This is a genomic window from Pseudomonas citronellolis (assembly GCF_001586155.1).
Taxonomy (GTDB): domain Bacteria; phylum Pseudomonadota; class Gammaproteobacteria; order Pseudomonadales; family Pseudomonadaceae; genus Pseudomonas; species Pseudomonas citronellolis.
The window spans coordinates 558,023-570,880 of record NZ_CP014158.1; the positions used below are offsets into that span (position 1 = coordinate 558,023).

At 67.9% G+C, this 12,858-nt stretch carries 13 protein-coding genes; 6 read left to right on the forward strand and 7 right to left on the reverse strand.

The annotated features are described in order from the left end of the window. Window positions 1–96: 96 nt before the first annotated feature. Window positions 97–768 (forward strand): TetR/AcrR family transcriptional regulator, encoded by a 672-nt coding sequence (locus PcP3B5_RS02490; protein ID WP_061560505.1) that lies wholly within the window; start codon window positions 97–99, stop codon window positions 766–768. 461 nt (window positions 769–1,229) lie between these two features. Here the strand turns inward: PcP3B5_RS02490 and PcP3B5_RS02495 are convergent, their stop codons facing one another. The 6 genes from PcP3B5_RS02495 to PcP3B5_RS02520 form a co-directional block, all read right to left on the reverse strand. Next, window positions 1,230–1,640, reverse strand: a complete 411-nt coding sequence (locus PcP3B5_RS02495; RefSeq protein WP_061560506.1) for a GNAT family N-acetyltransferase — start codon at window positions 1,638–1,640, stop codon at window positions 1,230–1,232. 79 nt (window positions 1,641–1,719) lie between these two features. Then, window positions 1,720–2,715: a hydrolase gene (locus tag PcP3B5_RS02500; protein WP_058487705.1), complete on the reverse strand. Its 996-nt coding sequence runs from the start codon at window positions 2,713–2,715 to the stop codon at window positions 1,720–1,722. 11 nt (window positions 2,716–2,726) lie between these two features. Beyond that, entirely contained in the window at window positions 2,727–3,731 is a 1,005-nt protein-coding gene (locus PcP3B5_RS02505) for a virulence RhuM family protein/type II toxin-antitoxin system death-on-curing family toxin (protein WP_061560507.1), read from the reverse strand. Between the two features lie 45 nt (window positions 3,732–3,776). After that, on the reverse strand, window positions 3,777–4,385 hold the full coding sequence (rsmD, locus tag PcP3B5_RS02510) for a 16S rRNA (guanine(966)-N(2))-methyltransferase RsmD (protein ID WP_061560508.1): 609 nt from the start codon (window positions 4,383–4,385) through the stop codon (window positions 3,777–3,779). Further along, window positions 4,385–5,878 carry a M16 family metallopeptidase gene (locus PcP3B5_RS02515; RefSeq protein ID WP_061560509.1) on the reverse strand — a complete coding sequence of 498 codons (1,494 nt, stop codon included), beginning with the start codon at window positions 5,876–5,878 and terminating at the stop codon, window positions 4,385–4,387. The genes rsmD and PcP3B5_RS02515 overlap by 1 nt, the downstream gene beginning before the upstream one ends. Continuing rightward, complete coding sequence (locus PcP3B5_RS02520) at window positions 5,875–7,284, reverse strand: M16 family metallopeptidase (RefSeq protein WP_173427909.1); 1,410 nt, start codon at window positions 7,282–7,284, stop codon at window positions 5,875–5,877. The genes PcP3B5_RS02515 and PcP3B5_RS02520 overlap by 4 nt, the downstream gene beginning before the upstream one ends. A 107-nt stretch (window positions 7,285–7,391) precedes the next feature. Between PcP3B5_RS02520 and ftsY the strand changes: the two genes are divergently transcribed. From ftsY to PcP3B5_RS02545, 5 genes are all read left to right on the forward strand, one after another. Further along, window positions 7,392–8,795 carry a signal recognition particle-docking protein FtsY gene (ftsY, locus tag PcP3B5_RS02525; RefSeq protein WP_061560510.1) on the forward strand — a complete coding sequence of 468 codons (1,404 nt, stop codon included), beginning with the start codon at window positions 7,392–7,394 and terminating at the stop codon, window positions 8,793–8,795. Further along, complete coding sequence (ftsE, locus tag PcP3B5_RS02530; protein ID WP_009615202.1) at window positions 8,792–9,463, forward strand: cell division ATP-binding protein FtsE; 672 nt, start codon at window positions 8,792–8,794, stop codon at window positions 9,461–9,463. The genes ftsY and ftsE overlap by 4 nt, the downstream gene beginning before the upstream one ends. Continuing rightward, window positions 9,463–10,470 (forward strand): permease-like cell division protein FtsX, encoded by a 1,008-nt coding sequence (ftsX, locus tag PcP3B5_RS02535; protein WP_009615204.1) that lies wholly within the window; start codon window positions 9,463–9,465, stop codon window positions 10,468–10,470. Before ftsE ends, ftsX begins: the two co-directional genes overlap by 1 nt. Before the next feature lie 113 nt (window positions 10,471–10,583). Next, complete coding sequence (gene rpoH / locus PcP3B5_RS02540; RefSeq protein WP_009615206.1) at window positions 10,584–11,438, forward strand: RNA polymerase sigma factor RpoH; 855 nt, start codon at window positions 10,584–10,586, stop codon at window positions 11,436–11,438. Window positions 11,439–11,517: 79 nt separating this feature from the next. Then, on the forward strand, window positions 11,518–12,120 hold the full coding sequence (locus PcP3B5_RS02545; RefSeq protein ID WP_043269524.1) for a hypothetical protein: 603 nt from the start codon (window positions 11,518–11,520) through the stop codon (window positions 12,118–12,120). 7 nt (window positions 12,121–12,127) lie between these two features. On the opposite strand, the gene mtgA is transcribed toward PcP3B5_RS02545, so the two are convergent. Continuing rightward, window positions 12,128–12,853, reverse strand: a complete 726-nt coding sequence (mtgA, locus tag PcP3B5_RS02550) for a monofunctional biosynthetic peptidoglycan transglycosylase (protein ID WP_061560511.1) — start codon at window positions 12,851–12,853, stop codon at window positions 12,128–12,130. Window positions 12,854–12,858 lie beyond the last annotated feature (5 nt).

Here is a 12,858-nt window from a genome sequence, read left to right on the forward strand (position 1 = left end):
CTGGGCGGCCGCCCGGAGTGTTACGCCGGCTGCATCGCACGTAGCAATCCGTGTACCTTTGCCCCTTGCCGTAGAAAAGTGATTCCGAGTCCGCGCATGGCCCCACGCATCAAGACCCGCGACCGCATCGTCCAGGAGAGCCTGGCGCTGTTCAACGCCCAGGGCGAGCGCAGCGTCACCACCAACCACATCGCCGCGCACCTGGGCATGTCCCCGGGCAACCTGTACTACCACTTCCGCAACAAGCAGGCGATCATCGCTGAGCTGTTCGCCGAGTACGAGGCGCGTGTCGACGACTTCCTGCGCCTGCCCGAAGGCCGCGGGCTGACCATCGAGGACAAGACCTTCTACCTGGAGGCGCTGCTGGCGGCCATGTGGCGCTACCGCTTCCTGCACCGCGACCTGGAGCACCTGCTGGAAAGCGACGCGGAGCTGGCCGCGGCCTACCGCGCCTTCGCCCGCCGCGCGCTGGTGAACGCCAAGGCCATCTACCGCGGCTTCGTCGAGGCCGGGATATTGCGGATGGACGAAATCCAGCTGGAGGCCCTGACCCTCAACGCCTGGATCATCCTCACCTCCTGGGTGCGCTTCCTCTGCACCACCCAGGAAGTCACCGGCGACCTCAGCGAGGAACTGCTGCGGCGCGGCATCTACCAGGTGCTGGCGCTGGAGAGCGGGCACATCGCCGAGGATTCGCAGGCGGCGGTGGAGCGGATCGCCGAAAGGCTGTATGTGCCGTTGACGGAAAGTTCTTCGCAGGGCGTGTGAGTTATCCACAGGGGTGATCACCACACATGGATGGCGTCCTACGTTTGGCTTTTCGTAGGAGCGAGCTTGCTCGCGAACGGTGTTTGCCGGTGAGTGCTTGGTGTTCGCCCAAGAGCGCCCTCTCCCTAACCCTCTCCCTGAAGGGAGAGGGGACCGTTGGGCAGGGTTGGAGGTCCCGCAGTCAGCCGGCAACACCGAAGGTTTCCGGCTGAAACCTTGCCTTGTCTCGGCACGGACAAGCCCCCTCTACCTTCAGGGAGAGGGCTGGGGAGAGGGAAAGGAATTCAACGTCGCACCGAAGCAACCGGCATACGCCCGTTCGCGAGCAAGCTCGCTCCTACATGGCAAGGAGGAGCACCGCCGTAGGATGGGTTGAGCGAAGCGATACCCATCACCACGACCGCATGGGTTTCGCTTCGCTCAACCCATCCTACGAAAAGCCGTATCGACCCCCGCCGGTATCAATCTTTGCGCGGCCCAGGCACCAGCGGCTGGCGCAGTTCCAGGCCATGCCGGAGGAAGAACCCCTCCACCCCATCTGTAGCATCGGTGTACAGGCGCGCGCCGGGATGGTCGGCGATGAAGCGCTGCATCAGCGAAGTGCCGATACCTCGCCCTTGGTGGCCAGGCAGCACCGCCAGCTCCGCCAGCCAGGTGGTCTGGGCGTTCTCCGGCTCGGCGCGGAGCAGGCCGACCACCTGCTCGCCCTCGCTGGCCAGCAGCACGTAGCCGGAAGATTCGCAGAGATCGCGCAACTCGTCCGCGTCGTTCGGGTGGCCCCAGCCGACGGCGCGGTAGAGCGTGGCTATGCCGGCGCACTGGGTATCGTCCAGCGACGTGGCGCGGTGGATGCGGATGGTCGCTTCGCTCATGGCTTCCCCTCCTTGCCCTTTGGCGCTTCCAGCCTGGACCATCGCTGGCCGGCAGATGCTGATCCCGGTCAAGCTCGCGTCAGCCGGCGCTGCCATGCAGGGCCAGCAGCCAGTCGGGGATGCGCCTTTCCAGATAGTAGTCCGGCCGCCCTGGCGTGCCGCCGATGAAGCCCACGTGGCCGCCGTGCTCGTGCAGCTCCAGCTCGGTGCTGGCGGAGAGCTCGTCCGCCGGCGGGATGCTGCCGGCGTCGATGAAGGGATCGTCGCTGGAATGGATGATCAGCGTCGGGGTGCGGATGCCGCCCAGGTAGAAGCGGCTGGAGGCGCGCTTGTAATAGTCGTGGGCGTCGGCGAAGCCGTGCAGCGGCGCAGTGACGCGGCCGTCGAAGTCCCAGAAGGTGCGCATGCCGTCCAGCGGCCCCAGGCGTTCCAGCGCCGCCAGGTGCTCCTGGGCGCCGCGTTGGGCGAAACTCTGCTGCTTGTTGCGCACGTAGGCCACCAGTTCGCGCATGAAGTGCGCCTGGTAGATGCGCGAGAAGCCGATGCCGATGCGGTCGGCGCAGCGGTCCAGGCGGAACGGCACCGACACCGCTGCGGCGCCGCGCAGGGGGCAGTCCTGGCCCTGCTCGCCGAGGTACTTGAGCAGCACGTTGCCGCCCAGCGAATAGCCCACCGCGTACAGCGGCGCCAGCGGGCGCATGCGCCGCAGGTGCTCGATGACTGCTGCCAGGTCCTCGCTGATGCCCGAGTGGTAGCCGCGCGGCAGCAGGTTGGGCTCGCCCGAGCAGCCGCGCCAGTTCAGCGCCACGCTGGCCCAGCCGCGGGCCTGCACGGCGAACTGCAGGCCGCGGATGTAGTGCGAGTCGGAAGAGCCGGTCAGCCCATGGACGGCCAGCACCAGTGGCGTGCGCGCACTGTGCGGGCCGTGCCAGTCGAGGTCGAGGAAGTCACCGTCCTCCAGCCACAGCCGCTCGCGCTCGCGGCGCAGCACCGGCGCCTTGCGCAGCAGCGAGCCGTAGAGCGTCTGCAGATGCGGGCCGGGGAGCCACCAGGCGGGTTGGAAGGGCGGTGTCATGCGGGCACGGCTCAGTTGCGGATGAGGTTCATGATCAGGTGGATCATCAGTTCTTTCTGTCGCGGATCGCTTTGCGCCACCAGCAGGGCGATGGCGGCCAGGGCGTTGTCGTTGATCTTCAGTTCGCCGTCGTGCTTGAGGTGATGCTGGTTGCGCTGCAGGAACCAGATGAACAGGAAGGCGCCGATACGCTTGTTGCCGTCGGTGAACGGATGGTTCTTGATGATGAAGTAAAGCAGGTGCGCAGCCTGCTCCTCGATGCTGGGGTAGAGGAACTGGCCGGCGAAGGACTGCGTGACGTTGCCGAGAATGCCGAGGAAGCTGTCGTCCTTGGGGCGGCCGAACAACTCGCTTGCCTCGCCCTTGGCCAGCAGCTCGGTCTTCAGGGCCGTGATCGCAGCTTGGGCATCGGCGGGTTCGATGGCGTAGCGGATGCTTTCATCGAAACCTTCCGCGGGCAGGCGCTCGCTGTCGAACTGGTTGAGCAGCACGAAGGTGCGCGCATAGCCGGCGATGACGCTCACCAGGCCCCGGGCCTCGGGCAGGCTGGCCTGGTCGATGAGGTTCTGCTGGAACAGCGTCAGCGTCCGCTCCAGTTCGCGAACCCGTGCCTGCTGGGCTTTCAGGCGTTGCTCGTTGAGTGCGTAACCCTGGACCAGGTAGTCCTTGAGCACCTGGTTGGCCCAGATGCGGAAGCGTGTGCCCTGCCGGGAGTTGACGCGGTAGCCGACGGAGATGATGGCGTCGAGGTTGTAGTAGTCGATCTGCCGGGTGACTTCGCGATCCCCCTCGCGTTGAACGGTTGCATTTTTTGCAACGGTTCGTTCGCGATCCAGTTCCCTGCTGTCGAAGATGGCTTTCAGGTGCCGCGAAATGACCGACTTGTCACGCCCGAAAAGGTCGGACAGTTGCTGCAGGTTGAGCCAGAGCGTGTCGTGCTCCAATCGAACCTCGACTGCCAGATGACCGTCGTCCGCTTCGTAGATCAGAATCCCCTGCTCATCGGTGTCGCTCATCCAGTGCATCCTTTTTGTCTGACCGCCTTCCCCTGAGGGATCAACTCATCCTTCGCGCCGCCACAGCGCGTAATGCACATTCCCCGCCTGCTTTTCCCGGTGCAGCCGCCAGTTGGCCGGCAGGCCGAGGCTGGAAGGGGCGCTTTCGCTCTCGGTGTAGATCCAGGCGTCGGCCGCCAGCCAGCCGTTTTCCTCCAGCAGGCGGCAGGTGTTCTGCAGCAGGTCCTGATGGAAGGGCGGGTCGAGGAATACCAGGTCCACCGGCGCCGGGGCCGGCTTGGCCAGGTAGGCGAGGGCATCCTGCAACTGCACTTCGCCGTTCTCGCACTTGAGGGTGGCCAGATGGCCGCGCAGGGCGGCCACGGCTTCGCGGTTCAGGTCCAGGGCCAGGCCGCTGCTGGCGCCGCGGGACAGGGCTTCGAGGAACAGCGCTCCGCTGCCGGCGAAGGGGTCGAGCACGCGGGCGCCGGGGACGTAGGCGGCCAGCCAGTTGAACAGCGTCTCGCGCACCCGGTCCGGGGTCGGGCGCAGGCCCGGGCCGTCGGGGAAGGCGAAGCGCCGGCTGCGCCACTCCCCGCCGATGATGCGCAGCTGGCCCTGGCCGCCGTGCTGGCGGGCGTTGGCGGGGGCAAGGGCCTTGGGTCTTCTGTTCATCAGTGCTCCGGAACGCCGAGGGGCTGTTCGGCCGGTTTGTCGGTGGGCGGCGGCAGCGGTTTCTGCGGCACCGTGGGGCCGGCGGTGACGATGACGAAGGCGTCCGGGTCGATGTGGCGCTGCATGGCCGCCTTGACCTTGTCCACGTCCAGCGCCTGGACCTGGGCCAGGAAGGTCTCCAGGTAGTCCGAGGGCAGGCCGTAGAAGCCGATGGCGCCGAGCTGGCCGACGATGTCGGCGTTGCTCGCGGTGGACAGCGGGAAGCTGCCGGCCAGTTCGCGCTTGGCGTCGTCCAGTTCCTTCTGCGTCGGGCCGTTCTTCACGTAGTCGCGGACGATGTCCTGGACCAGCTTGAGGGTGCCTTCGCTGAGTTCGGCGCGGGTCTGCAGGCCGATGGTGAAGGGCCCGCGCGCCTGCATGCCGGTGAAGCCGGAGGACACGCCGTAGGTCAGCCCGCGCTTCTCGCGCACCTGGTCCATCAGGCGGGTGCCGAAGCCGCCGCCGCCGAGGATCTGGTTGCCCAGGTACAGCGCCGGGTAGTCCGGGTCGTTGCGGGTGATGCCCAGCTGGGCCAGCAGCAGGTGGGTCTGCTTGGAGGGGAACTCGATGTGGCTGGGGCCCGGCTTGGGCACGGCCGGCTGGGCCACCGGCGGCAGCGCCGGGCCCTTGGGCAGCGCGGCGGAGACCTTGGCGGCGATGGCCTCGGCCTCGGCGCGGCTGAGGTCGCCGACCAGCGCGATCACCGTGTTGCCGGCGGCGTAGCCCTTCTGGTGGAAGGCGCGCAGCTGGGCGACGCCGATCTTCGGCACCGACTGCTCGTTGCCGTCGCTGGAATGGGCGTAGGGGTGGTCGCCGTAGAGGCGCTTGAACAGTTCCAGGCCGGCCAGCTTGCCGGGGTTCTGCTTCTGGTATTCGAAGCCGGCCAGCACCTGGTTCTTAATGCGCGCCAGGGCTTCCTCTGGGAAGGTCGGCTGGCCCACTACCTGGTCGAACAGGGCGACGGCGGCCTCGCGCTTGTCCTTCTCGCTCAGGCTGCGCAGGCCGGCTACCGCCATGTCGCGGTAGGAGCCGTTCATGAAGTCGGCGCCCAGGTCCTCGAAACCGGCGGCGATGGCGCTGGTGTCCTTGCCCGGCACCCCTTCGTTGAGCATGGCGTTGGTCAGCATGGCCAGGCCCGGGGCGTCGCCGTCCTGGCTGCTGCCGGAGGCGAAGGTCAGGCGCAGGTCGAACATCGGCAGCTCGTGGGCTTCGACGAAGAGCACGCGGGCGCCTTCGGCGGTGGTCCAGCGCTGGATGTCCAGCTGGCGGTGGCCGGGCTTCTTGCCGGCGGCCTCGGCCAGCGACTGCAGGCCGCTGGGTGCCGCGGCGGCCGGCGTTTGCGGGGCGGGGTTGCTGCCGCCGGCGGGGCGGCTGACGCAGAACGCCAGGCCGGCGATCAGCAGGAGGACGACCAGGCCGAGCAGGCCGTAGCGCAGGCCATTTCGTTCACTCATTTGCTCGGCTCCTTGTCGGTATCGGCTTGCGGCAGCACCTGGGCGAGGGTCAGGCGCGAACGGACGAAATAAGTGCGGGCGGCTTTCTGGATATCTTCGGCCGTGACCTGGCGGATGGCTTCCAGGTCCTGGTCGGCAAGGCGCCAGGACAGGCCGACGCTCTCCAACTGGCCGATGCTGCTGGCCTGGGCGGCGATGGAATCGCGCTCGAAGACCAGCCCGGCGATCAGCTGGGCGCGCACGCGCTCCAGTTCTTCCTGGCTGGGCGGGGTGGTCTTGAGTTCGTCGAGCTGCTGCCAGAGGGCCTTCTCCACCTGTTCCAGGGTCTTGCCCTTTTGCACGTTGGGGGTGGCGCTCAGGGTGAACAGGGTGTCGCCGCGGGCGAAGGCGTCGTAGGAGGCGGAGGCGCCGGCCACCAGTTCCTGGCCGCGCTCCAGGCGCGAGGACAGGCGGGCGCTGTAGCCGCCGTCGAGCAGCGCGGAGATCAGCCGCAGGGCATGCACCTCGCGCGGGTTCTCGCTGCTGCCCAGGCTGGGCACGTTGAAGCCCATGATCAGGCTGGGCAGTTGGGTGCGCACCTCGAGGGTGAGGCGGCGTTCGCCCGGGTCGGGCACTTCCAGCGGTTTGCGCGCCGGTGGCAGTTCGCGCCGCGGGATGTCGCCGAACCAGCGCTGGGCCAGGGCCTTGACCTCCTCGGGCTGGACGTCGCCGACCACCACCAGGGTGGCGTTGTTCGGCGCGTACCAGGCCTTGTACCAGGCGCGCAGGTCGTCGATGGTCATGCGCTGCAGGTCGGCCATCCAGCCGATGGTCGGCGAGTGGTAGCCGCTGGACAGGTAGGCCGCGGCCTTGAAGCGCTCGTAGGCGAGGGCGTAGGGCTTGTCCTCGGTGCGCAGGCGGCGTTCTTCCTTGATCACCTCGATCTCGCTCTTGAACTGGTCGGCCGGCAGCGTCAGGTGCGCCATGCGGTCGGCCTCCAGTTCGAAGGCCACCGGCAGGCGGTCCTTGGCCAGCACCTGGTAGTAGGCGGTGTAGTCGTCGGTGGTGAAGGCGTTCTCTTCGGCGCCGAGGTCGCGCAGCACGCGCGAGGCTTCGCCCGGGCCCATCTTGCTGCTGCCCTTGAACATCATGTGCTCCAGGGCGTGGGACAGGCCGGTGAGGCCGGGCGTCTCGTAGCTGGAGCCGATCCTGTACCAGAGCTGGGAGACCACCACGGGGGCGCGGTGGTCTTCGCGAACCACCAGCTTCAATCCGTTGTCCAGTACGTATTCGTGGGTCGGCTGGGGTTCGGCGGCGACGGCGAACAGCGGCAGGCAGAGTACGCCGCAGAGCAGGCCGAGCGCGCGGCGGGGAGGATTCTTCATGGTCGAACAGGTCCTTGCTGGTGGCCCGAAGGGCGGTGGCATGGCTGTCGGGCAGCCGCCTAACCCCGGCAGGCGAGGAGATGCTAGGATACCCATCCGTTTTCCGGGCGGCCACGTCCCGTGCCGCTCCCTTGAGATGCAAGCCATTCATGTTTGGTTCCAACGACGACAAGAAGGCCCCGCAGGGCGGGGAGAAGAAAGGCCTGTTCAGCTGGTTCCGCAAGAAACCCCAGGCCGAAGAAACCGTAGCGCCAGCCCCCGAGGCCGAGGCGGCTGCCGCGCAGCCGGCGGAAAGTACGGCGCAGCCTGAACAACCCGCGGCGGCCCCGGCGGCCGACGCGCCCCGTCCGGCCCCCGTCGACGAGCTGAGCACGCCGCTGCCCGTGGCCCCTGCCGAGCCGTTGGCGCCGGCGCCGCAGGCCGAAAGCGTGCCGGCCGAGCCGCTGGAGCCTGTTCGCCCGGCCGAGCCGCAAGCGCCCGTCGAGCCGCAGCCCCCGGTGGAAGCGGCCGCGCCAGTCGCCCCCGCCGCGCCTGTGATCGAGCCTGTCCCGGAGCAGCCGGCAGCCGCCGAGCCCGCGCCCGTCGCCGTCGAGAAGCCCGCCGCTCCGACCGAAGCAGCCAAGCTCGGCTTCTTCGCCCGCCTCAAGCAGGGCCTGTCGAAGACCAGCGCCAGCCTCGGCGAGGGCATGGCCAGTCTGTTCCTGGGCAAGAAGGCCATCGACGACGACCTGCTCGACGAGATCGAGACGCGCCTGCTGACCGCCGATGTCGGCGTCGAGGCCACCACCGCCATCGTGCAGAACCTGACCCGGCGCGTGGCGCGCAAGGAACTGGCCGACAGCGAAGCGCTGTACAAGGCCCTGCAGGAAGAACTGGCCGGCCTGCTGCGCCCGGTGGAACAGCCGTTGGCCATCGCGGCCGGCAAGCAGCCCTATGTGATCCTCGTGGTCGGGGTGAACGGCGTGGGCAAGACCACCACCATCGGCAAGCTGGCGAAGAAGCTGCAGATGGACGGCAAGAAGGTCATGCTGGCCGCCGGCGACACCTTCCGCGCCGCCGCCGTGGAACAGCTGCAGGTCTGGGGCGAGCGCAACAACATCGCGGTGATCGCCCAGCACACCGGCGCCGACTCGGCCTCGGTGATCTTCGACGCCGTGCAGGCCGCCAAGGCCCGTGGCGTCGACGTGCTGATCGCCGACACCGCCGGGCGCCTGCACACCAAGGACAACCTGATGGAAGAGCTGAAGAAGGTGCGCCGGGTCATCGGCAAGCTGGACGACACGGCTCCCCACGAGGTCCTGCTGGTGCTCGACGCCGGCACCGGGCAGAACGCCATCAACCAGGCCAAGCAGTTCAACAACGCCGTGGAACTCACCGGCCTGGCCCTGACCAAACTGGACGGCACCGCCAAGGGCGGGGTGATCTTCGCCCTGGCCAAGCAGTTCGGCCTGCCGATCCGCTACATCGGCGTCGGCGAAGGGATCGACGATCTGCGCACCTTCGAGGCCGACGCTTTCGTCCGTGCATTGTTCGAGACCCGGGAGACCGCATGATCCGCTTCGAGCAGGTCGGCAAACGCTATCCCAACGGCCACGTCGGCCTGCATGACGCCTCGTTCCGCATCCACCGCGGCGAGATCCTCTTCGTCACCGGCCACTCCGGCGCCGGCAAGAGCACCCTGCTGCGGCTGATCCTGGCGATGGAGCGGCCGACTTCCGGCAAGCTGCTGCTCGGCGGCCAGGACCTGGCGCGCATCACCACCGCGCAGATTCCTTTCCTGCGCCGGCAGATCGGCGTGGTGTTCCAGAACCACCAGCTGCTCAACGACCGCACGGTGTTCGACAACGTCGCCCTGCCGCTGCAGATTCTCGGCCTGCCCAAGGCGGAGATCGCCCAGCGGGTGGAAGCGGCGCTCGACCGCGTGAGCCTCAAGGAAAAGGCCGAGGACCTGCCGTCGGACCTCTCCACCGGCCAGCAGCAGCGCGTCGGCATCGCCCGCGCGGTGGTGCATCGCCCGGCCCTGCTGCTCGCCGACGAGCCCACCGGCAACCTCGACCCGCGCCTGGCCTCGGAGATCATGGGCGTGTTCGAGGACATCAACCGCCTCGGCACCACCGTGCTGATCGCCAGCCACGACCTGGCGCTGATCGCGCGCATGCGCCATCGGATGATCACCCTGCAGCGCGGGCGGATCATCGCGGACCGCGAGGAGGAGGCCTGATGAACGATCAGCAACTGCCGCACGCTCCGGAAGAGGGCACGCAGCCGAAGAAGAGCCGCGAGCGCGTGGAGAAGGAATCCACCGACTGGGGCCAGCTGTTCAGCGCCTACGGCGAAAGCCATCGCGCCAGCCTGGTGGACAGCCTCAAGCGGATGTTCGGCCACCCCTTCGGCAGCTTCTTCACCTGCCTGGTGATGGGCATCACCCTGAGCCTGCCCATGGGCCTGTCGCTGCTGCTGGGCAACGTCGAGCGCCTGGGCGGCTCCTGGCAGCGCGCGGCGCAGATTTCCCTGTACCTGGACCTGAAGACCAGCGAGAGCCAGGGCCAGGACCTGCGCGAGCAGATCGAGCGCATGCCCGACGTGATCGAGGCGCAGCTGATCAGCCGCGAGGATGCGCTGAAAGAGCTGCAGGAACAGTCCGGCCTGGGCGAGGCGCTCAAGGAGCTGCCGGAGAACCCGCTGCCGGCGGTGATCTCGGTGACGCCCAAGCAGGTCGACCGCAACCAGCTCGATGCCCTGCGTCAACGCCTGGCCGAGCTGCCGGGTGTACAACAAGCGCAACTGGACCTGGTGTGGGTCGAGCGGCTGTCGGCCATCCTCAAGCTGGGCGACCGCTTCGTCTTCGGCCTGACCGTGGTGCTGGTGCTGACCCTGCTGCTGGTGATCGGCAATACCATTCGTCTGCACATCGAAAACCGCCGTAACGAAATCGAAGTGATCAAGCTGGTCGGCGGGACCGACGGCTACGTGCGTCGGCCCTTCCTTTATATGGGCGCGCTCTACGGCCTGGGCGCCGGCATCCTGTCCTGGGCCCTGCTGGAGTTCGGGCTGAACTGGCTGAACGCCTCGGTGGTCAACCTGGCCGGCCTCTACGGCAGCGATTTCACCCTGGCCGGCGTGCCCTTGAACGACGGCCTGTCGCTGACCATAGGCGCGGTGCTGCTGGGCTGGATCGGCGCCTGGCTGGCCGTGGCGCGGCACCTGCGGGAGCTGGCGCCGCGCTGACAAACGACTGATTTGCCCGGTTTTCTTCAAGGCTGTAAAGGAACTTTTACACCCGCTTGCAGTCAGATCGCTCAGTGCTACACTGCGCGAGTTTCGTGAATCGGAGGATTCGCATGACCACTTCTTTGCAACCTGTCTATGCCCTGGCTCCCGGCGCGAACCTGGAAGCCTACGTGCACTCGGTGAACAGCATCCCGCTGTTGACGCCGGAGCAGGAGCGCGAACTGGCCGAACGCCTCTTCTATCAGCAAGATCTGGAAGCGGCACGGCAAATGGTGCTGGCGCACCTGCGCTTCGTCGTGCACATCGCCCGGAGTTATTCCGGGTACGGCCTGGCCCAGGCCGATCTGATCCAGGAGGGCAACGTCGGCCTGATGAAGGCCGTGAAACGCTTCAACCCGGAAATGGGTGTGCGTCTGGTGTCCTTCGCCGTGCATTGGATCAAGGCGGAAATCCACGAGTTCATCCTGCGCAACTGGCGGATCGTCAAGGTCGCCACCACCAAGGCGCAGCGCAAGCTGTTCTTCAACCTGCGCAGCCAGAAGAAGCGTCTGGCCTGGCTGAGCAACGACGAAGTCGAACGCGTCGCCGAGAGCCTGGGCGTGGAAGCCCGGGAAGTGCGCGAGATGGAAAGCCGCCTGAGCGGCCAGGACATGGCCTTCGACCCGGCGGCCGACGCCGACGACGACAGCGCCTACCAGTCGCCGGCGCACTACCTGGAAGACCATCGCTACGACCCGGCGCGCCAGTTGGAGGAAGCGGACTGGAGCGACAGCTCCACCGCCAGCCTGCACGAGGCGCTGGAAGGCCTGGACGAGCGCAGCCGCGACATCCTCCACCAGCGCTGGCTGGCCGAGGAGAAGGCGACGCTGCACGACCTGGCAGCCAAGTACAACGTGTCCGCCGAGCGCATCCGTCAGCTGGAAAAGAACGCGATGAACAAGCTCAAGGGGCGCATCGAGGCATAAGCGCCCGCTGCACCGCTAGACTGAAGACCGCACCCCTCGGGGTGCGGTTTTTTTCTGCCCGCGAATGCCCGGAGACCCGATGCCCCGACTACGCCCGGCCCACGGCCTGCTGATCCTCGCCTTCGCCCTGCTGGCCTTCGCCGCCGGCCTGTGGGTGGCGCGCTCCACGGCGCCGCTGCCGCCCCCGGCCTGGCTGGAGGACTGGCAGCGCGAGGTGTTCGGCCCCTTGGCCGACGGCACCCTGGACCTCGGCCAGTTGCACAGCTGGCAGGAAGGCGCACTGTGGCTGACCCGCGACCAGCAGGGCGCCCAGCTGAGCTACCGCGGCACCCTGGGCACGCCCGACGGGCCCTGGCGCATGGAGGCCGAGCTGGTGCTGAGCGATGAAGAGCGCAGCAGCCTGCAGAAGGCCACGGGCATAGCGCCGGGGGCGCCCGACCAGCCGCTCAGCGACGCCATGCTGGAACAACTGCGCCGGCAGGTGGTGGCCTCGGTGCTGCTGGCGCCCAGCCAGACGCTGAGCGTCGGCCGTCTGGTGGCCAGCTTCGGCCCGCCGCGCCTGCGTTTGCAGACCGACGGCGGCGAGGCGTGGATCTACCCCGAGCGCGGCCTGACGCTGCTGCACCGCAATGGCGAGCTGGTCTGGCTGCAGGTGGTGCCGCGGGAGAGTCTGGCGCACTGAGCGTGGCTCAGCGCAGGCGCTCCAGGTAGTCGGGGCCGCCGAGCTGCCACATCTGCTGGCGGATCCAGGCGGCGCGCTGGCGCACGTAGCCGCTGGGGCGCGCGGCGCTCCACTGGCGCGGGTTGGGCAGCACCGCGGCGAGCTGCGCGGCCTGCTGCGCCGACAGGCGGCTGGCGTCGACGCCGAAGTGATGGCGCGCGGCGGCCTGGGCGCCGAACACGCCGTCGTCCCACTCGGCGCTGTTCAGGTAGACCTCGAGGATGCGCTGCTTCGGCCACAAGGTCTCCAGCAGCACCGTGAACCAGGCTTCCAGGCCCTTGCGCAGCCAACTGCGGCCGGACCAGAGGAACAGGTTCTTGGCGGTCTGCTGGCTGATGGTGCTGGCGCCGCGGAGGCTCTTGCCGCGGCCGTTGTGGGCCAGGGCCTGCTCGATGGCCGGCAGGTCGAAGCCGTGGTGCTCGGCGAACTTCTGATCCTCGCCGGCGATGACCGCCACCTTGAGGTTGTCGGAAATCGAGTCCCAGCTGCGCCAGTCGCGCTGCAGGTCGATGGGCTGGCCGTTGAACCAGGACTGCACTTTGCGCTCGACCATCAGCATGCTGCCCGGCGGCGGCACCCAGCGCAGGACGACGACCACGGCCACGCTGCCCAGGGCGAAATAGACGAGGAACTTGAACAGGCGGCGGAGTAGGTTGCGCATGCTGGGGTTTGCCCGGGCGATAGTGCGCGTCATTATAA